This window comes from Pseudomonas sp. UFMG81, assembly GCF_015354575.1.
Taxonomy (GTDB): Bacteria; Pseudomonadota; Gammaproteobacteria; order Pseudomonadales; family Pseudomonadaceae; genus Aquipseudomonas.
This window is the reverse complement of record NZ_JACAFQ010000001.1, coordinates 155,528-173,523: the sequence shown is the minus strand read 5'-3', so window position 1 is coordinate 173,523 and position 17,996 is coordinate 155,528. Positions and strand designations below refer to the sequence as shown.

The 17,996-nt window shown below is 65.0% G+C and carries 19 protein-coding genes; 13 read left to right on the top strand and 6 right to left on the bottom strand.

Annotation, left to right across the window (positions count from 1 at the left end):
- Nucleotides 1-3: 3 nt before the first annotated feature.
- The 10 genes from IX761_RS00805 to IX761_RS00760 all read left to right on the top strand — a co-directional run bounded on the left by IX761_RS00805 (nucleotide 4) and on the right by IX761_RS00760 (nucleotide 8,672).
- Complete coding sequence (locus IX761_RS00805; RefSeq protein ID WP_194787848.1) at nucleotides 4-1,977, top strand: heme lyase CcmF/NrfE family subunit; 1,974 nt, start codon at nucleotides 4-6, stop codon at nucleotides 1,975-1,977.
- Entirely contained in the window at nucleotides 1,974-2,510 is a 537-nt protein-coding gene (locus IX761_RS00800) for a DsbE family thiol:disulfide interchange protein (protein ID WP_194787667.1), read from the top strand. Before IX761_RS00805 ends, IX761_RS00800 begins: the two co-directional genes overlap by 4 nt.
- Nucleotides 2,507-2,983: a cytochrome c-type biogenesis protein gene (locus tag IX761_RS00795; protein WP_194787666.1), complete on the top strand. Its 477-nt coding sequence runs from the start codon at nucleotides 2,507-2,509 to the stop codon at nucleotides 2,981-2,983. The genes IX761_RS00800 and IX761_RS00795 overlap by 4 nt, the downstream gene beginning before the upstream one ends.
- Nucleotides 2,976-4,160, top strand: coding sequence for a c-type cytochrome biogenesis protein CcmI (gene ccmI, locus IX761_RS00790; protein ID WP_194787665.1), 1,185 nt, complete (start codon nucleotides 2,976-2,978; stop codon nucleotides 4,158-4,160). The genes IX761_RS00795 and ccmI overlap by 8 nt, the downstream gene beginning before the upstream one ends.
- A 12-nt stretch (nucleotides 4,161-4,172) precedes the next feature.
- Complete coding sequence (locus IX761_RS00785; RefSeq protein ID WP_194787664.1) at nucleotides 4,173-4,595, top strand: hypothetical protein; 423 nt, start codon at nucleotides 4,173-4,175, stop codon at nucleotides 4,593-4,595.
- 127 nt (nucleotides 4,596-4,722) lie between these two features.
- Nucleotides 4,723-5,661 carry a 2-hydroxyacid dehydrogenase gene (locus IX761_RS00780; protein ID WP_194787663.1) on the top strand — a complete coding sequence of 313 codons (939 nt, stop codon included), beginning with the start codon at nucleotides 4,723-4,725 and terminating at the stop codon, nucleotides 5,659-5,661.
- 74 nt (nucleotides 5,662-5,735) lie between these two features.
- Complete coding sequence (locus IX761_RS00775; protein ID WP_194787662.1) at nucleotides 5,736-6,149, top strand: GFA family protein; 414 nt, start codon at nucleotides 5,736-5,738, stop codon at nucleotides 6,147-6,149.
- Nucleotides 6,150-6,223: 74 nt separating this feature from the next.
- Nucleotides 6,224-6,562 (top strand): FKBP-type peptidyl-prolyl cis-trans isomerase, encoded by a 339-nt coding sequence (locus IX761_RS00770; protein ID WP_194787661.1) that lies wholly within the window; start codon nucleotides 6,224-6,226, stop codon nucleotides 6,560-6,562.
- Between the two features lie 210 nt (nucleotides 6,563-6,772).
- Nucleotides 6,773-7,435 carry a histidine phosphatase family protein gene (locus tag IX761_RS00765; protein ID WP_194787660.1) on the top strand — a complete coding sequence of 221 codons (663 nt, stop codon included), beginning with the start codon at nucleotides 6,773-6,775 and terminating at the stop codon, nucleotides 7,433-7,435.
- 46 nt (nucleotides 7,436-7,481) lie between these two features.
- Nucleotides 7,482-8,672 (top strand): D-amino acid dehydrogenase, encoded by a 1,191-nt coding sequence (locus IX761_RS00760; RefSeq protein WP_194787659.1) that lies wholly within the window; start codon nucleotides 7,482-7,484, stop codon nucleotides 8,670-8,672.
- 90 nt (nucleotides 8,673-8,762) lie between these two features.
- On the opposite strand, the gene IX761_RS00755 is transcribed toward IX761_RS00760, so the two are convergent.
- The 3 genes from IX761_RS00755 to IX761_RS00745 form a co-directional block, all read right to left on the bottom strand.
- Nucleotides 8,763-9,491 carry an aspartate/glutamate racemase family protein gene (locus IX761_RS00755; protein WP_194787658.1) on the bottom strand — a complete coding sequence of 243 codons (729 nt, stop codon included), beginning with the start codon at nucleotides 9,489-9,491 and terminating at the stop codon, nucleotides 8,763-8,765.
- Between the two features lie 17 nt (nucleotides 9,492-9,508).
- Nucleotides 9,509-11,044: an NCS1 family nucleobase:cation symporter-1 gene (locus IX761_RS00750; protein WP_194787657.1), complete on the bottom strand. Its 1,536-nt coding sequence runs from the start codon at nucleotides 11,042-11,044 to the stop codon at nucleotides 9,509-9,511.
- A gap of 563 nt (nucleotides 11,045-11,607) precedes the next feature.
- Nucleotides 11,608-12,045, bottom strand: a complete 438-nt coding sequence (locus IX761_RS00745; protein ID WP_194787656.1) for an Lrp/AsnC family transcriptional regulator — start codon at nucleotides 12,043-12,045, stop codon at nucleotides 11,608-11,610.
- 133 nt (nucleotides 12,046-12,178) lie between these two features.
- On the opposite strand from IX761_RS00745, the gene IX761_RS00740 reads away from it, so the two are divergent.
- Together IX761_RS00740 and IX761_RS00735 are read left to right on the top strand one after the other, a co-directional pair.
- Nucleotides 12,179-13,084: a DMT family transporter gene (locus tag IX761_RS00740; RefSeq protein WP_194787655.1), complete on the top strand. Its 906-nt coding sequence runs from the start codon at nucleotides 12,179-12,181 to the stop codon at nucleotides 13,082-13,084.
- Between the two features lie 72 nt (nucleotides 13,085-13,156).
- Nucleotides 13,157-14,038 carry a LysR family transcriptional regulator gene (locus tag IX761_RS00735; RefSeq protein ID WP_194787654.1) on the top strand — a complete coding sequence of 294 codons (882 nt, stop codon included), beginning with the start codon at nucleotides 13,157-13,159 and terminating at the stop codon, nucleotides 14,036-14,038.
- A gap of 12 nt (nucleotides 14,039-14,050) precedes the next feature.
- On the opposite strand, the gene IX761_RS00730 is transcribed toward IX761_RS00735, so the two are convergent.
- The gene (locus tag IX761_RS00730) at nucleotides 14,051-14,704 is read right to left on the bottom strand and encodes a DsbA family oxidoreductase (RefSeq protein WP_194787653.1); all 654 of its coding nucleotides are present in this window, start codon (nucleotides 14,702-14,704) and stop codon (nucleotides 14,051-14,053) included.
- Nucleotides 14,705-14,864: 160 nt separating this feature from the next.
- On the opposite strand from IX761_RS00730, the gene IX761_RS00725 reads away from it, so the two are divergent.
- Nucleotides 14,865-15,791 carry a class I SAM-dependent methyltransferase gene (locus tag IX761_RS00725; RefSeq protein WP_194787847.1) on the top strand — a complete coding sequence of 309 codons (927 nt, stop codon included), beginning with the start codon at nucleotides 14,865-14,867 and terminating at the stop codon, nucleotides 15,789-15,791.
- 107 nt (nucleotides 15,792-15,898) lie between these two features.
- Here the strand turns inward: IX761_RS00725 and IX761_RS00720 are convergent, their stop codons facing one another.
- Both IX761_RS00720 and IX761_RS00715 read right to left on the bottom strand, forming a co-directional pair.
- Entirely contained in the window at nucleotides 15,899-16,897 is a 999-nt protein-coding gene (locus tag IX761_RS00720) for a sulfate ABC transporter substrate-binding protein (RefSeq protein WP_194787652.1), read from the bottom strand.
- Nucleotides 16,898-17,137: 240 nt separating this feature from the next.
- The gene (locus IX761_RS00715; protein ID WP_194787651.1) at nucleotides 17,138-17,974 is read right to left on the bottom strand and encodes an ion transporter; all 837 of its coding nucleotides are present in this window, start codon (nucleotides 17,972-17,974) and stop codon (nucleotides 17,138-17,140) included.
- Between the last annotated feature and the right edge of the window lie 22 nt (nucleotides 17,975-17,996).

Genomic DNA, 17,996 nt, shown 5'->3' with positions numbered 1-17,996 from the left:
CTGGTGATCCCCGAACTGGGCCAGTTGGCGATGATCCTGGCGATCTGCTTCGCCACCGTGCAGGCCACGGTGCCGCTGTTGGGCGCCTGGCGTGGCGACACCCTGTGGATGAGCCTGGCGCGCCCGGCGGCCTGGGGGCAGTTTGCCTTCCTCGCCTTTGCCTTCGCCTGCCTCACGCATGCCTTCATGACCGACAACTTCTCGGTCGCCTATGTGGCCAGCAACTCCAACAGCGCCTTGCCCTGGTACTACAAGTTCAGCGCCGTATGGGGCGCCCACGAGGGCTCGCTGCTGCTGTGGGCGCTGATCCTCGGCGGCTGGACCTTCGCCGTGTCGATCTTCTCGCGCCAGCTGCCCCAGGTGATGCTGGCCCGGGTGCTGGCGGTGATGGGCATGATCAGCGTCGGCTTCCTGAGCTTTTTGATCATCACCTCCAACCCGTTCTCGCGCCTGCTGCCACAAGTGCCTGGCGACGGGCGTGACCTCAACCCGCTGCTGCAGGACTTCGGCCTGATCGTCCACCCACCCATGCTGTACATGGGCTACGTGGGTTTCTCGGTGGCCTTCGCCTTCGCCATCGCCGCACTGCTCGGCGGGCGTCTGGACGCGGCCTGGGCGCGCTGGTCGCGGCCCTGGACCATCGTCGCCTGGGCCTTCCTCGGCGTGGGTATTACCCTCGGCTCGTGGTGGGCCTACTACGAGCTGGGCTGGGGTGGCTGGTGGTTCTGGGACCCGGTGGAAAACGCCTCGTTCATGCCGTGGTTGGTGGGCACGGCGCTGATCCACTCGCTGGCGGTCACCGAAAAGCGTGGGGTGTTCAAGAGCTGGACCGTGCTGCTGGCTATCGCCGCGTTCTCGCTGAGCCTGCTGGGCACCTTCCTGGTCCGTTCCGGGGTGCTGACCTCGGTGCACGCGTTCGCCTCTGACCCGGCGCGCGGTGTCTTCATCCTGATCTTCCTATTGTTCGTGGTCGGTGGCTCGCTGACCCTGTTCGCCCTGCGCGCCCCCGTGGTCAAGAGCCAGGTCGGCTTTGCCCTGTGGTCGCGGGAAACCTTGCTGCTGGCCAACAACCTGGTGCTGGTGGTGGCAGCCTCGATGATCCTGCTCGGCACCCTCTACCCGCTGGTGCTCGATGCCCTGACCGGGGCCAAGCTGTCGGTCGGCCCACCGTACTTCGATGCCTTGTTCCTGCCGCTGATGGCGCTGCTGATGCTGGTGCTGGGCGTAGGTGTGTTGGTGCGCTGGAAGGACACCCCCGGCAAATGGCTGGCCAGCATGATGACCCCGGTACTGATCGGCAGCGCGGTGCTGGCGCCGCTCGCTGGGCTGCTGGTCGATGACTTCGACTGGCCAGCCCTGAGCGTGTTCGCCCTGGCTGCCTGGGTGGTGCTCAGCGGGGTGCGTGACATCCTCGACAAGACCCGCCACAAGGGCCTGCTCAAAGGCCTGGGTAGCCTCGGCCGCAGCTACTGGGGCATGCAGCTGGCCCACCTGGGGCTGGTGGTGTGTGCGCTGGGTGTGGTGCTGTCGAGCAACAACAGTGCCGAGCGCGACCTGCGCATGGCGCCGGGCGAGACCGTCGAGCTGGGTGGTTACCACTTCCTGTTCGAAGGCGCCAAGCACTTCGAGGGGCCGAACTTCATCTCCGACAAGGGCACCATTCGCGTGTCCCGCGAGGGGCGTGAAATCTCGGTGCTGCACCCGGAAAAACGCCTGTACACCGTGCAGCAGTCGATGATGACCGAGGCCGGTATCGATGCCGGCTTCACCCGCGACCTGTATGTCGCCCTGGGCGAGCCGCTGGAAAACGGTGCCTGGGCGGTGCGGGTGCATATCAAACCCTATGTTCGCTGGATCTGGCTGGGTGGTCTGTTGACTGGCCTGGGCGGATTGCTGGCGGCCTTCGACCGACGCTACCGCGTCAAGGTCAAGACCCGGGTGCGTGAGGCCCTGGGCGTGTCTGGAGCGACTGCATGAAGCGTTGGGTCATGGTGGTACCGCTGGCGGTGTTCCTGCTGGTGGCGGTGTTTCTCTACAAGGGTCTGTTCCTCAAACCCGACGAGTTGCCTTCGGCGATGATCGGCAAGCCGTTCCCGGCGTTCAACTTGGGCACGGTGCAGGGGGATCGCACGCTGACCCAGGCCGATCTGCTCGGGCGGCCGGCGCTGGTCAATGTGTGGGGTACCTGGTGCCCGTCGTGCAAGGTCGAGCACCCCTACCTCAACCAGCTGGCCGAGCAGGGCGTGGTGATCCATGGGGTCAACTACAAGGACGACAACGCTGCCGCGCTCAAGTGGCTGGCCGAGTTCCACAACCCCTACCAGTTGAACATCGCCGACCCGCAAGGCTCGCTCGGCCTGGACCTGGGCGTGTACGGCGCACCGGAAACCTTCCTGGTCGATGCCGAAGGCATCATCCGCTACAAGCACGTCGGCGTGGTTGACGCCACGGTATGGCGCGAGCAGTTGGCGCCGCTGTACCAGGGGCTGGTCGACGAGGCCAAGCCATGAAGCGCTGGTTAGCCGCCGCCGTGCTCGGGTTGAGCCTGGCCGGTGCAGCCAAGGCCGCCATCGACACCTACCAGTTTCGCGATGAAGCCGAGCGTGAGCGCTACCAGCAACTGACCAAGGAACTGCGCTGCCCCAAGTGCCAGAACCAGGATATCGCCGACTCCAACGCGCCCATCGCCGCCGACCTGCGCCGCGAGATCTTCCGCATGCTCGGCGAGAACAAGAGCAACCAGCAGATCATCGACTTCATGGTCGACCGCTATGGCGACTTCGTGCGCTACAAGCCGGCCCTCAGCGGGCGCACCTTCCTGCTGTGGTTCGGCCCCGGCATCCTGCTGGCCGGTGGTTTCGTGGTGCTGGCGCTGATTGTGCGCCGCCGCCGTGGCCAGGCTGCGGCCGGCACCGCCGAACTGTCCGCCGACGAACGCGAGCGTCTCGCCAAACTGCTGGATAAAGAACGTACCCATGACTGAATTCTGGCTTAGCGCGGGCCTGCTGCTGCTCGCCGCCCTGGCATTCCTGCTGATCCCGGTCCTGCGTGGCCGCCGCCAGCAGGCCGAACAGGACCGTACCGCCCTCAACGTGGCGCTGTTCGAGGAGCGTGTCGCCGAGCTGACTGCCCAGCAGCAGGCCGGCGTGCTCGACGCCGAGCAACTGGCCAAGGGCCGCGACGAGGCTGCCCGCGAACTGCTGGCCGACACCGAGCGCGACGACGCCGCGCGCCAGGGCCACCTGGGCAAGGCCATTCCGCTGCTGGCGGCGTTGCTGGTGCCGGCCATGGCGCTGGGGCTGTACCTGCACTTCGGCGCGGCGGACAAGGTCGAGCTGACCCAGGAGTTCGCCCAGGCACCGCAATCGATGCAGGAGATGACCACGCGTCTGGAACGCGCCGTACAAGCCCAGCCTGATTCGGCAGAGGGCCTGTACTTCCTGGGGCGTGCCTACATGGCCGACCAGCGCCCAGCGGATGCCGCCAAGGCCTTCGAACGTGCCGTGGCCCTGGCCGGGCGCCAGCCGGAACTGCTCGGGCAGTGGGCCCAGGCGCTGTACTTTGCCGCCGACAAGCAGTGGAACCCACAACTGCAGGCGCTCACCGACGAGGCGCTCAAGGCCGACCCACAGGAAGTCACCAGCCTGGGCCTGCGCGGCATCGCCGCGTTCGAGGGCGAGCGCTACCAGGAGGCCATCGACTATTGGCAGCGCCTGCTGGCGCAACTGCCGCAGGGCGATGCCTCGCGTGCCGCCCTGCAAGGTGGCATCGATCGCGCGGCGGACAAGCTCAAGGCCGGTGGTGGCAAGGTCGTCGAGGCGGCGCGCCTGAAAGTGCGGGTGGAACTGGCTGCCGCGCTCAAGGACAAGGTGCGCCCCGACGACACCGTGTTCATCTTCGCCCGCGCCAGCAACGGCCCACCCATGCCACTGGCGGCCAAGCGAGTGACCGTGGCGCAACTGCCGATCGAGGTAGAGCTGTCGGATGCCGACGCGATGATGCCGCAGATGAAACTGTCGGACTTCGCCGAAGTCCAACTGGTTGCCCGTGTCTCGCGCGCCGGCCAGCCGACCCAGGGTGAGTGGAAGGGCCAGAGCGCCCCGCTGGCCAGCGGCACGCGGGCCACGCAGCACCTGACCATCGACAGCCCCGACTCATAAGAGAGCAGCCCCATGAACAGCACCGTCCGCCTGACCCTGATCACCCTGGCCCTGGGTCTTTCCGCGTGTACGGTGCACCAGCCGGGCGAACGCGAGCCGTTGCCGCCAATCCAGACCACGCCGCCCCCGCACCAGGGGCCGGCGGTCAAGCCGCTACCGGGTGGCAAGCCCGCCACGCCCAGCGGCCCGGCGACGACGCCCAAGCCGATGCCACGCACCTCCGCCAGCTTCGCCCCGCCACCTGGCGGTGCCAGCCACTGGGACCCAAAGCTGGGGGTCTACGTGCTCGAGAAACAACCCAACACCTTCTACCGCCAGCGCACCTACTACCGCTGGAACAACGGCTGGAGCTGGTCGCTGAGCCCCAATGGTCCGTGGCAGGACACCGACAGCAGTGGTGTGCCGGGCGGCCTGGGGCGCGCGTTCGGCCAGTAGCCTCTTCTCAACCTATTGCGGGGCAGGCCCGCTTCCACGGGTTGCTGGGAGCGGGCTTGCCCCGCGATAGGGCCGGCAGCGCCAACAACTGGCATACTCGGCCATTCGCATTCAATGGGAGTGTGGCATGAGCAAGACAGTCCTGGTGCTGGTGGAAACCGTCGATGACTACCTACCGCTGCTGGAGCAGGCCGGTTACCGCCTGATCCGCGCGCCCTCGCCGCAACTGCGCGCCGATGCCATCGCCCGGCATGCTGGCGAGATCGACGCGGTGCTCACGCGCGGCCCATTGGGCCTGACCGCCAGCGAAATCGACCAGTTGCTACAGCTGCAGATCATCTGCGTGATCGGCGCCGGCTACGAGCAGGTTGACCTGGCCGCCGCCGCCGCACGCGGCATCACCGTGACCAATGGCGCCGGCGCCAATGCCGGCGCAGTCGCCGACCATGCCATGGCGCTGCTGCTGGCGCTTGTACGTGATATCCCTCGCGCCGACGCCAGCACCCGCCGTGGCGAGTGGAACCGGGTGATCAGCCCCTCGGTGAGCGGCAAGCGCCTGGGTATCATCGGCCTGGGCGCGGTCGGCCAGGCCATCGCCCGGCGTGCCGCCCAAGGTTTCGACATGAACGTCAGCTACCACAGCCGCACCCCGCGCACGGACCAGCCCTACACCTGGTATGACAGCCCGCTGCACCTGGCCGATGCGGTCGATTTCCTGGTGGTTGCCACACCTGGCGGCAACGGCACGCGCCATCTGGTCGATGGCCAAGTGCTCGAAGCGTTGGGCACCGAGGGTTACCTGGTGAACATTGCCCGCGCCAGCGTGGTGGACACCCAAGCGCTGGTTGCCGCCCTGCAGCAAGGCCTGATCGCGGGCGCCGCGCTGGACGTGTTCGACGACGAGCCGGCCGTACCGGATGCGCTCAAGGCGCTGGGTAATACCGTGCTGACCCCGCACGTTGCCGGCCAATCCCCAGAGGCCGCGCGCGATACCGTGACCTTGGTATTGCGTAACTTGCAGGCGTTCTTCAACGGCCAGCCAGTGCTCACCCCGGTTCGCGCCTGACTGTGCTTCACTGCGCAATCCTTCCGGAACCGCAGCCTATACTCCAATCCCCCCATCAGCACGGAGCCGCGATCATGCCACTGGAATTGCAAGGCAGCTGCCTTTGCCAGGCCACGCGCCTGAAAGTCACCCTCGACAACCCCCACGTTGGCGCCTGCCACTGCAGCATGTGCCGCAAATGGACCGGTGGCCCGCTGCTGACGGTGCAGTGCACCCAGCCCCCGCAGATCGAAGGCCCGGCACCCAGCGTCTATGACTCCTCCGACTGGGCCCAGCGCGGCTTTTGCGGCGGATGCGGCACGCACCTGTTCTACCGGCTCAAAGCGCAGGACCTGTACGTCGTGCCGGTCGGCCTGCTCGATGGCGAAGCGAACTGGACCTTCACCGAGCAAATCTTCATTGATGAAAAACCCGCCTGGTACTGCTTCAAGAACGAAACCAAAGACCTCACCGGTCAGCAGGTCTTCGAGCTGTTCGCCCCGTCCTGACGCCAGCGGCCTTGCCAAGCCTGCGCATTCCTGAGAAAAGGGCGGCCACGAACAACCGCTTCGAGGAACCTGCCATGAGCAGTGAGCTGCAAGTCATCGATCTACAGGAAGGCGACGGCAAGGCCGTGGTCAAGGGCGCGCTGATCACCACCCAGTACCGCGGCACCCTGGCCGACGGCAGCGAGTTCGACTCGTCCTGGGCGCGCGGCAAGCCGTTCCAGTGCGTGATCGGCACCGGCCGGGTGATCAAGGGCTGGGACCAGGGCTTGATGGGCATGCGCGTGGGCGGCAAGCGCAAGCTGCTGGTGCCGGCGCACCTGGGCTATGGCGAGCGCAGTGTCGGTGCGATCCCCGCGAATGCGGACCTGACCTTCGAGATCGAGTTGCTTGAAGTGTTGACCCGGGACGACTGACCGACGGGCAATAATTTGGCAATAGTCCTGCTTTAACGTGGGTAATGGCCAAGGAACGGCGAGTGTCCTCAGGGAGGAACCAAATGGGCTGGGGGCACTCTGACCCTCACTCGTGGCCAAGGATGGCATCCACTCCAAGGGCGTCTTGCGGCTTCGGCGGCAGGCAGTGTGGCGAGCCCTGATACCTTTCGCCACGAGAGCCTGCCGTACATGAGATTGCCTTCCTTCTTTCGACGTCGCCGCCACCTGCTGTTGAGCCTGGCGCTTACTGCTGCGGCTGTGCCCCTGGCACTGGATGTGGTCGAAAGCCGCGCGCAACCGGTGGATGGTACCCAGACCCTGGTCTTCCTGCGCCATGCTGAAAAGCCAGGTGAAGGGCTTGGGCAACTGAACTGCCAGGGCCTCAACCGCGCCATCGACCTGGCCACGCTGCTGCCGGAGCGTTTCGGCAAGGCTGACTATGTGTTCGCTGCCAACCCCTCGCGGCATGTCGAGGAAGGCAGCCATGACCAGAGCTACAGCTACATCCGCCCCTTGATGACCATCACCCCCAGCGCCATTCGCCTGGGCCTGCCGGTGAACATCGACTACGGTGCCAACGACACCGAAGACCTGGCCGAAGAACTGCTGCGTGACAAGTACCGCAACGCGACGGTGTACACGGCCTGGTCCCATGGCTACCTGCCGGAACTGATCAATACCGTGGCCGGCAAGGCCCTCGGTGAAAAGCAGGTGATCACCCAGGACTGGCGCGGTGACGACTTCGACTCCCTGTATGTGCTGACCCTGACCTGGCATGACGGCAAGGCCAGCCTGCTCAGCCGCAACGTGCGCCAGGGCCTGGATAACGGCGAGGCTGGCTGCCCGACCTGAGCGGCTGTTACTGTCATGCGCTGAACGCATGCACAGGGATGCACGGATGAGCCAGCGGGTGACGGTGATCGGCGGTGGGGTGGTTGGCCTGGCGACAGCCTATGCACTGGTGCGTGCGGGGTGCCTGGTCGACGTGGTCGAGGCCCGTGACAGCCTGGCCAGCGCCACCAGTTTCGCCAATGGTGGGCAGTTGTCGTACCGCTATGTGGCGCCACTGGCCGATGCCGGGGTGCCCTGGCAGGCACTGGGCTGGTTGCTGCGGGGCGACTCGCCTTTGCGATTGCGGCTGCGCATGGACCCGGCGCAGTGGCGTTGGCTGGCGGCCTTCGTGATGGCCTGCCGGACACCGGTCAATCGCCGCAACGCCGCTCAGTTGCTGGGCTTGGCGCTTGAGAGTCAAGCGGCCCTGGCGCGCTGGCGAGAGCAAGATGGTCTCGATGATTTTGCCTGGCGGCGTAATGGCAAGCTGGTTGCCTTTCGCACACAACGGGCTTTCGCTCACGCACGCGAGCAACTGCTCGATCCGGTGAGTCAGCGGGTGCTGGATGCCGAGCAGGTGCGCTTGCTTGAACCAGCGCTGGCCGAAGCACCTTTCGTCGGTGGTGTGTTCACGCCGGATGAGGAGGTCGCCGATTGCCACCGCTTTTGCCTGCGCCTGGCTGAGCGTCTGCAAGCATCCGGACAGTGCAGGTTGTGGCTGGGGCAGCCGGTGACCCGGCTGATCCGTCGCAAGGACGAGGTGGTGGCGCTGGCACTCGCCGATCGGCAACTGGACGTGCAACGCCTGGTGCTATGCGCCGGGCACCGCAGTGCTGGCCTGGGGTTGCCTGGCCTCGACCTGCCGGTCTATCCGTTGAAGGGCTACAGCCTGACGGCGCCCATCGCCGCGCATCGGGCGCCAGAAGTGAGCCTGACCGACTACGAACGCAAGATCGTCTATGCGCGGCTGGATCAGCAGCTGCGGGTGGCGGCGATGGTGGACATCGTTGGCTATGACGACTCGGTGGATGCCGGCAGGTTGCGCAGCATGCGGCGGCTGGCGGGGGAGACGCTACCCGAGGCGGCCGATTATGACCAGGCGGTGGAATGGGCGGGGATGCGCCCGGCGACACCGACCGGAGTGCCGATCATCGGCGCGACGCCGTACCGCAACCTGTGGTTGAACCTGGGGCATGGGGCGCTGGGGTTCACCCTGGCTTGTGGCAGTGGTGAGCGCTTGGCCAGGATGATGGGCTGAGTCTGCGGGCCCTATCGCGGGGCAAGCCCGCTCCCACGTAATCAGCGTCGTGGGAGCGGGCTTGCCCCGCGATGGGTCGCTACAAGTAGCTCAGCGCCCGAAGCGCATCGGCCAGCCCACCACCTTCTTCGCCCGCGGCGTGGCATAGGTGCGCACCTTGGAGGTGCTCAAGCCCATTCGCACCAGCGACTCGGCGATGGTCACCGCCGCACTCACACCATCCACCACCGGCACGCCGGTACGCTGGCGAATTTCTTCGTCGAGCCCGGCCATGCCGCCACAGCCCAGGCAGATTACCTCGGCCTTGTCTTCGCGCACGGCACGCTCGGCCTGGTCGACGATGGCCGCCACGGCGCGCCTTGGGTCGGACTCCAGTTCCAGCACCGCCAGCCCGCTGGCATGCACCGAGGCGCAGCGGTCATACAGCCCGGACAGCTTCAGGCGATCCTCGATCAGCGGCACGGTGCGGTCCAGGGTGGTCACCACTGAATAGGCGTGGCCCAGGTACATGGCCGTGCTGGCAGCCGCGTCGGTGATGTCCACCACCGGCACGTTCAGCAACTCCTGCAAGCCCTCCCGGCCGTGTTCGCCGTAACCGGCCTGGATCACGGCGTCATAGGGCTGGTCGTAGGCCAGTACCCGGTCCATCACGGCGATGGCGGCGAGGTAGCTCTCGAAGTTGCCTTCCACCGACTCGGCGCCAAACCACGGCGTCAGGCCGACGATCTCGGTGCCCGGCGCGGCGACGCTGCGCGCCTGCTCGGCGATGGCCTGGGTGATGGCTTCGGTGGTGTTGACGTTGGCGATCAGAATACGCATGACGGATCTCCCTGAAATCAGTGGCTGCTGTGGTCGACGGCGATGCACTCGCCGCTGACGTCGTGGTAGTGGCCGTGGCGCGGCGCGATCAGCAGGTACAGGGCGGCGGCGATGCCGGCCCCGATCAGCCAGGAGAACGGCGCGACGCTGTGGAAGTTGGGTACCAGGGCCAGGACGATGGCCAGCAGCGCGGCAGGGATGAACGCGGCGACGGCGCGCAGGTTGATGCCGCGGCTGTAGTGATAGGCGCCGGCCGGGTTTTCGCTGTACAGCTCGGGCACGTTGATGCGGCCCTTACGCAGCAGCCAGTAGTCGGCCATGATCACCCCGTACAGCGGGCCGAGCAGGGCGCCCAGGCCGGACAGGAAGTACACGATCACCAGCGGGCTGTTGTAGAGGTTCCACGGCAGGATCAGCACCGCCAGCGTGGCGCTGATCAGGCCGGCGCGGCGGAAGTTCAGGTGGCGTGGCGCCAGGTTGCTCAGCACGAAGGCCGGGGCGACGAAGTTGGCCATGATGTTCACCGCCACGGTGACGATCAGGAAGGCCAGGCAACCCAGCACCAGGAACAGGGTGTTGGGGATGCTGGCGACGATCTGCGTGGGGCTGTCGATGATCTGGCCGTTGATCTGGAACTGCGCGCCGCACAGCACCACGGTGATCGCGGCGAACACCAGGATGTTCACCGGCAGGCCCCAGAAGTTGCCGACGCGGATGGTCTTGCGGCACGGCGCGCTGCGGGCGAAGTCGCAGAAGTTCAGCACCAGGGTGCCGTAGATCGCCAGCCACAGCGCGCCGCCGGCGAAGATGTTGCGCCACATCTCATAGCCGGTCAGCGGCTCGGCCACCGACCAGGCGATGCGCGCGTCGGCCTTGAAGTACATGAATACCGCCAGGCTGGCCACGGTCAGCAGGATCACCGGGCCGGCGAAGGCCTCGTAGCGGCGCACCATCTCCATGCCGTAGGCGAGGATCACCAGTTGCACCAGCCAGATCGCCACGAAGCACACCCAGCCCAGGCTCGACAGGCCGAGGATGCTGTCGTGGTCGTAGGCGGCTACTTGCGGCCACACGGCTGTCAGCAGCACCCGCAGCACCACCGAGGCCAGGTAGGTCTGGATGCCGAACCAGGCGATGGCGATCACCGCGCGGATCAGCGCTGGAATTTGCGCGCCGTGGATACCGAAGGCGATACGGCTGATCACCGGGAACGGCACGCCGGTCTTCTGCCCCATGTAGCCGGACAGGTTCATGAAGAAGTACACCAGCGCCGCACCGATCGCCAGCGACATGAGGATCTGCCAGCCGCCCAGGCCGAGGGCGAACAGCCCCATGGCGAACGAGTAGTTGGCGATGTTGTGCACGTCGTTGGTCCACAGCGCGAAGATGCTGTAGCCACCCCAGCGCCGGCCTTCGGCTTTGGTGGGGGCCAGGTCGCGGTTATGCAGGCGCGGGCTCAGTTCGAGGTCGGGCGCATGGCCTGCGAGGGTGGTTGATGTGGGGCTGGTGCTGGCAACGGAAAGTTCAGGGGCAAGGGGGAGGCTGCTACTCATTCCGGCGGCTCCTGATGCGTGTGACTGCGATGAGCGGGCGCTGGCGCACGGGCTCGCCATCTCGTCGGTGCAGGCGTTGGCATCACTGGGTTCTGGGCGCGGCGGTCGCGGTTCGGAGCGACGCTGCGGGTTCTTGTGTATTTATGTTTTGTTCAAGTTGTATACAAAACACGAACACACAAAAGCCAGTTCCATGCCAGGGTGAATCCAGTTTTTAACTGGCCACTATTTTGAACTTATCTATTTGAAATATAAGTGGCTGAAATAACGAATTTATAAATTGACCAAATGAACAAGTTTAATTTTTAGAGCGTCTTATTAGTTGATCAATTGGTCAAAATTAGTTGGAGGCTGGGTGTAACCTAATGGGGCGTTACCCTATAAAAGTGCACACAAAAATGGCACTTAAGGTGACATTTATGTGTACAAAAAATCGCCAGGGCATTGGGGGGCACCGGCAAGCCGGCCCCCACATCTGTTTCGGGCCAGTTATGCCTGTAGCTTCACCGCTGTCCGCCTTGGTGCATTTCGCAAGCCCTGCGCAGCGGCTGAAGTGCCCATCTTCAAGCCATCGGCGGCAGCCGCCGCTTCACCGGGGTCTTCTTGATGATCGCGGTATTGGTCTCGGCCAGCACATTGAGCCGGTCGAGCAGGGTGTCCAGCTGTTCCATCGAGCGCACATGCAAGCGCGCGATGAAGCAATCCTCACCGGTGACCTTGTCGCACTCGGTGAACTCGGGGATGGCGATGATCTGCCGTTCCACCTCCTGCAACTGCCCCGGCAGCGGGCGGATGCGCACGATGGCCTGCAACTGGTAACCGAAGCAGCGCGGGTCCACCTCCACCGTGTAGCCGCGCAGCACGCCACGCTCCTCCAGGCGACGCAGGCGTTCGCTGACACTGGGCGCCGACAGCCCGCTGATCTGCGCCAGGGCCTTGAGCGAGCGACGCGAGTCCTCCATCAGGGCGTTGATCAGCAACTGGTCGATGTCATCGGTCATGCTTACCTCGTTAGGCAATTTTGGTGATCAGCCTTGATAGTAAAGGCGAACTGACGCTTCTGCCTTCGCTATCCGCTGGAAGGTGGGTTGGCACCCCGCGCATACTGTGGCCATCGTTCAGAGGAGGTGTGAGATGGACAATTCGTTGCGCCGCGGTTCCCTGGAAATGGTCGCCGCCATGCTGATCTCCGGGACCATCGGCTGGTTCGTGCTGGTGTCCGGGCAGCCGGTGCTGGACGTGGTGTTCTGGCGTTGCGTATTCGGTGCCGTCACCTTGCTGCTGATCTGCGCGGCCATGGGCTTTCTCAAGCCGGGCATGTTGACCCGCGCCACCTTCCTGCTGGGGGTGCTCAGCGGGGTGGCGATCGTCGGCAACTGGGTGCTGCTGTTCGCCTCCTACTCGCGGGCGTCGATCGCCATCGGCACGGCGGTGTACAACGTCCAACCCTTCATGCTGGTGGGGCTGGCGGCGCTGTTTCTTGGCGAGAAGATCACCCTGGCCAAGCTGACCTGGCTGGGCGTGGCCTTCGTGGGCATGCTGGCGATTGTCAGCGCCCATGGCGCCGGGCAAGCCAGCGGCAATGAATACCTCTTGGGTATCGCCCTGGCATTGGGCGCGGCGTTCCTTTACGCAGTGGCGGCGCTGATCATCAAACGGCTTACCGGTACCCCACCGCACCTGATCGCGCTGATCCAGGTGAGCACCGGGGTGCTGTTGCTGGCGCCCTGGGTGAAACTCGGTGGCCTGCCGGGCGAGCTGCCGGCACTGGGCAGCCTGGTGACCCTGGGTATCGTCCATACGGGGCTGATGTACGTACTGCTGTACAGCGCCATCCAGCGCCTGCCCACGGCACTGACCGGCGCGCTGTCATTCATCTACCCGATCGCGGCGATCCTGGTCGACTGGGTGGCTTTCGGTCACCGCTTGGCGCCGCTGCAATGGCTGGGGGTGGCGCTGATCCTGCTGGCCGCCGCCGGCATGCAGCAGGGCTGGTGGTTCCGGCCGGCCCGTGCGCGGGGCGTGGCGCGCTCGGAATGAGCCGTTGGCTATGGTAAAACGCCGCAGGGCATGGAACGGTCGCCCGCAGGGCGGGCATGCAAGGAGGCATCGGTGTTTTCCAGGATCAGTCTCGAACAGTGGCGCGCGTTCGTCAGCACGGTCGAGTGCGGCGGTTTCCAGCAGGCCGGCGAGCACTTGTACAAATCGCAGTCGGCGGTCAGCCACGCGGTCAACCGCATGGAGCAGTTGCTCGGCCAGGCGCTGTTCGTCATCGAGGGGCGCAAGGCCGTGCTGACCCCGCTCGGCCAGGCGCTGCTGCCCCAGGCCAAGCACCTGCTGGGGGCCGCGCAGAAACTCGAACAACTGGCCAACCAGTACCAGCCGGGGTTGTTCAGCGAGCTGGCGCTGGCGGTGGATGTGCTGTTTCCGGTCGAGCGCTTGCAACAGGCGCTCGAGGCGTTTGCCCAGCAGTTCCCGGATTACCGGATTCGCCTGTACGAAACAGCGTTGTCAGGTGCCCGGGAGTTGCTGGAGGACGGCAAGGTCGAGCTGGCCATCGCCAGCAGCCTGCCGCCGGGCTATGTGCAAGCGTTGCTGCTCGATGTCTCGCTGGCCTGCGTGGTGGCTGCCAGCCACCCGTTGAGCCAGGCAGAGGGCGAGTTGAGCCTGGACGACATGAAACCCCATCGGCAAGTGGTGATTCGCGACTCCGGGACGCGGCAATCGCAGAACAGCGGTTGGCTGGGGACCTCCCAGCGCTGGACGGTAAGCAGCCTGGCGCTGGCCGAACGCTTCGTCGAGCGTAGCCTTGGGTTTGCCTGGCTGCCGGAACATGGGGTGCGGGACGGGTTGGCGCAAGGGCGTCTGCGCAGGCTGCCACTCCAGCACCAACGCGTGCGTGAAGTGCCGCTGTACATGGGCTATGCGCAAGCGTACCGGCACAACCCCGCGGTGCAGTGGCTGGCGCAGTGCCTGCACGAGCAGTGCCGGTGAGCCGTAGGTGGTTTACCGCGCGACGCCCGTGGCCTGTTCACGGCCGGCGCGGGCCAGGGTGATGGTCCTTCGCAGTTGCTCGAAGGTCAGGGCGCCGGAAATCATGAAGCGGCCATCGATCAACAGGCTGGGCACCGAGCTGATATTCAAGCGACGACCTTCGGCCAAGTCATGCTCGAGCAACGCAGGTGCCTGGTGTTCCAGCGCGAGGGCGAACGCCGCGGGATCGAAGCCGGCTTCGGCGGCCACCGCCAGCACCGTGTCGCGGTCGCCGATGTTGCGACTGTGCACCAGGTGAGCCTCCTGCAAGCGGTCGAACAGGTTTTCGTGGCCAGCGTTGCCGCCGAGTGCCGAGGCGGCCTGGCAGGCCAGCCCTGCGAGCAGGCCGTTGGGGTATTCGAACGTTTGCCGACGCATGCCTTCGATATCGATACGCTTGGTGTCTTCTGCGTGTGAGCACGACAACCAGTGGCCGAGGATGGTCGCTTTGGCTTCGGGCATCGAACCGAAGCGTTCGATCATCGCCTCGCGACTGGCCTGGAGGATGAAGCTGCGGTGCTGGATGTCCAGGTTCAGCTCGGCCTGCAACAGCTTGAGGCGCGGGGCGAGGACGAAGCACCAGGCGCAGACGACGTCATGGAAGAATTCGATCTTCAGCGGGGGCATGGCAGTGATCCGTATTCAGTGGGGGTGACGCACTATCCCTCGACGTTGAGCGGCTGAAAAAGCGACAAAAATACGGCCAACCCATTCATCCCGTTCATCGATGGCGGCAGGATGCGCGTTCGAACGGGTAGAATGGCGCTTTTGCCCGACCATGACCGATATGAGCCCAGCCATCGCCACCCTCGAGCAGCATCTGCTCGCCGCCCTCGATCCCGCTCCGCAGGAGACCCGCCGCTTGTTCCATGGCCGTGGCCGCTGCTGGCCGGGGTTGGAGCAGATCACCGTCGACTGGCTCGACGGGGTACTGCTGGTGGCGTTGTTCCGCGAACCGCCCGAAGGTCAGCTGGCCGAGCTGGAGGCGATGCTGCAGGCGCTGGCACAGCAACCGCAATGGACCGGCCAGGCGATCCTGTTGCAGCACCGCTACCTGCCCGACAGCCCCGGCCAGTGGCTCATCGGCGAGCCCTGCCAGCAGCGCGAAGTGGTCGAGGATGGCTTGAAGTACTTGCTTGACCTGGGCGTGCGCCAGAACAATGGCCTGTTCCTCGACATGCGCTATGGCCGGCGCTGGGTGCGTGAGCAAGCTGCGGGCAAGCGGGTGCTCAACCTGTTCGCCTATACCTGCGGATTCTCTGTGGCGGCGATTGCCGGAGGCGCCGAGCAGGTGGTCAACCTGGACATGGCCAAGTCGGCGCTGTCCCGTGGCCGTGACAACCATCGGCTGAACGGTCACGACGCCTCACGTGTCGCCTACCTGGGCCACGAGCTGTTCAAGTCATGGGGCAAGGTGCGCAAGTACGGGCCATACGACCTGATCATCATCGACCCGCCGACGTTCCAGCGCGGTAGCTTCGTGCTGACCCAGGACTACGGGAAGGTGCTTCGGCGTTTGCCGGAGTTGTTGAATGACGGCGGGACGGTGTTGGCGTGTGTCAACGACCCGGGGATCGAGTCGCAGTTCCTGGTCGACGGCATGGCTGAGCATGCGCCGGGGCTGGCGTTTGTCGAGCGGCTGGAGAATCCGCCGGAGTTTCCGGATGCGGACCCGGAAGGTGGGTTGAAGGCGTTGGTGTTCCGTCAGGATTGATGTTGCCTTGGCCGGCCTCATCGCTGGCAAGCCAGCTCCCACAGTGTCGTGCGCATGACTCTTGTGGGAGCCGGCTTGCCGGCGATGAGGTCGGTTCAGGCGGATGATTACTTGTTGGTATAGATCTGGTCGAACACGCCACCGTCGTTGAAGTGGGTCTTCTGCACGGTGCGCCAGTCACCGAAGGTCTTCTCTACCGACAGGAAGTCGACTTTCGGGAAGCGGTCGGTGTACTTGGCCAGCACCGTGGCGTCACGCGGGCGCAGGTAGTTGTTCGCGGCGATCTCCTGGGCTTCGGGCGACCACAGGTACTTCAGGTATTCCTCGGCAACCGCCTGGGTGCCTTTCTTGGCCACCACCTTGTCGACCACGCTCACCGGCGGCTCGGCTTCGGCAGACACGCTTGGGTAGACCACTTCGAACTGGTCGCGGCCGAACTCGCGGGCGATCATCTCGGCTTCGTTCTCGAAGGTCACCAGCACATCGCCGATCTGGTTGGTCATGAAGGTGGTGGTGGCGGCGCGGCCACCGGTGTCGAGCACCGGCGCCTGCTTGAACAGCTTGCCGACGAAGTCACGGGCCTTGGTTTCATCGCCGCCCTGCTTGAGCACATAGCCCCAGGCCGAGAGGTAGGTGTAGCGGCCATTGCCCGAGGTTTTCGGGTTGGGCACGATCACCTGCACGCCGTCCTTGAGCAGGTCGGGCCAGTCCTTGAGTGCCTTGGGGTTGCCCTTGCGCACGATGAACACGGTGGCCGAGGTGAACGGCGCGCTGTTGTTCGGCAGGCGGCTCACCCAGTTGTCCGGCACCAACTTGCCATTGTCGGCCAGGGCGTTGATGTCGGTGGCCATGTTCATGGTGATGACATCGGCCGGCAGGCCATCGATCACCGCGCGCGCCTGCTTGCTCGAACCGCCGAAGGACATCTGCAGGTTGACCTTCTCGTTGTGCTCTTTTTCCCAGTGCTTCTGGAAGGCGGGGTTGTAGTCCTTGTAGAAGTCGCGCATCACGTCGTAGCTGACGTTGAGCAGGGTGGGGGCGGCGTGGGCGAGGTTGCCCAGGGCCAGGCCCGCGGCGAGCAGCGAGGCGCTGAAGAGTTTTTTCACGTTGCGTCCTTGTTATTGAAAGGGTGTAAGCAGAGTGCCTGCGACTATAGCGGGTGGTTGGCGAGGGGTTAAAGATCAAAACAGTCTTTGGTTATGCCTGGCGCAAGACTGCAAGGCCCAAGCGTCCTCTGTAGGAGCGGCCTTGTGTCACGAAAGGGCTGCGCAGCAGCCCCAGCGGTACTGAGGTGTACTTGAAATTCTGGGGCTGCTTTGCAGCCCTTTCGCGACACAAGGCCGCTCCTACAGGTCCTGTGCCGGTTGTTTGGGAAACAGCACATTGCCACAGCGCGAACAGAACGCCGCGCCATGCTCATGGCTCTTCTTGGCGCAGGTCGGACAGTCGTGCTGCAACTGCTCGCCGCGCATGGCATTGGCCAGCTCCGCGGTGAAGATGCCGGTGGGCACGGCGATGATCGAGTAACCGGTGATCATCACCAGTGACGACAGCACCTGCCCCAGCGGGGTCTTGGGTACGATGTCGCCGAAGCCCACGGTGGTGAGGGTGACGATGGCCCAGTAGATGCCCTTGGGGATGCTGGTGAAACCATGCTCGGGGCCTTCGATCACGTACATCAAGGTGCCGAACACGGTGACCAGGGTCGACACAGTGACCAGGAACACGATGATCTTCTGCTTGCTGCCCTGCAGCGCTGCCAGCAAGTAGTGGGCCTGCTTGAGGTACGGGCTGAGCTTGAGCACGCGGAAGATCCGCAGCATGCGCACCACGCGGATGATCAACAGGTACTGGGCGTCGCTGTAGTACAGGGCGATGATCCCCGGCACGATGGCCAGCAGGTCGACCAACCCGTAGAAACTGAAGGCATAGCGCAGGGGCTTGGGCGAGCAGTACAGGCGGGTCAGGTACTCGGCGAGGAAGATCGCGGTGAAGCCCCATTCGATAAGTGCCAGCAGCCCCGCGTAGTTCTGGTGGACCTCGTCGATGCTGTCGAGGATCACTGTGATGAGGCTGGCGAGGATGATCAGCAACAAAATCATGTCGAAGCGTCTTCCAGCCACGGTGTCGGTCTGGAAGACGATGACGTAGAGCCGCTCGCGCAGGCTCGTGGGGTTGTCCATGGGCTCGTTCCCTTGTGCGAAT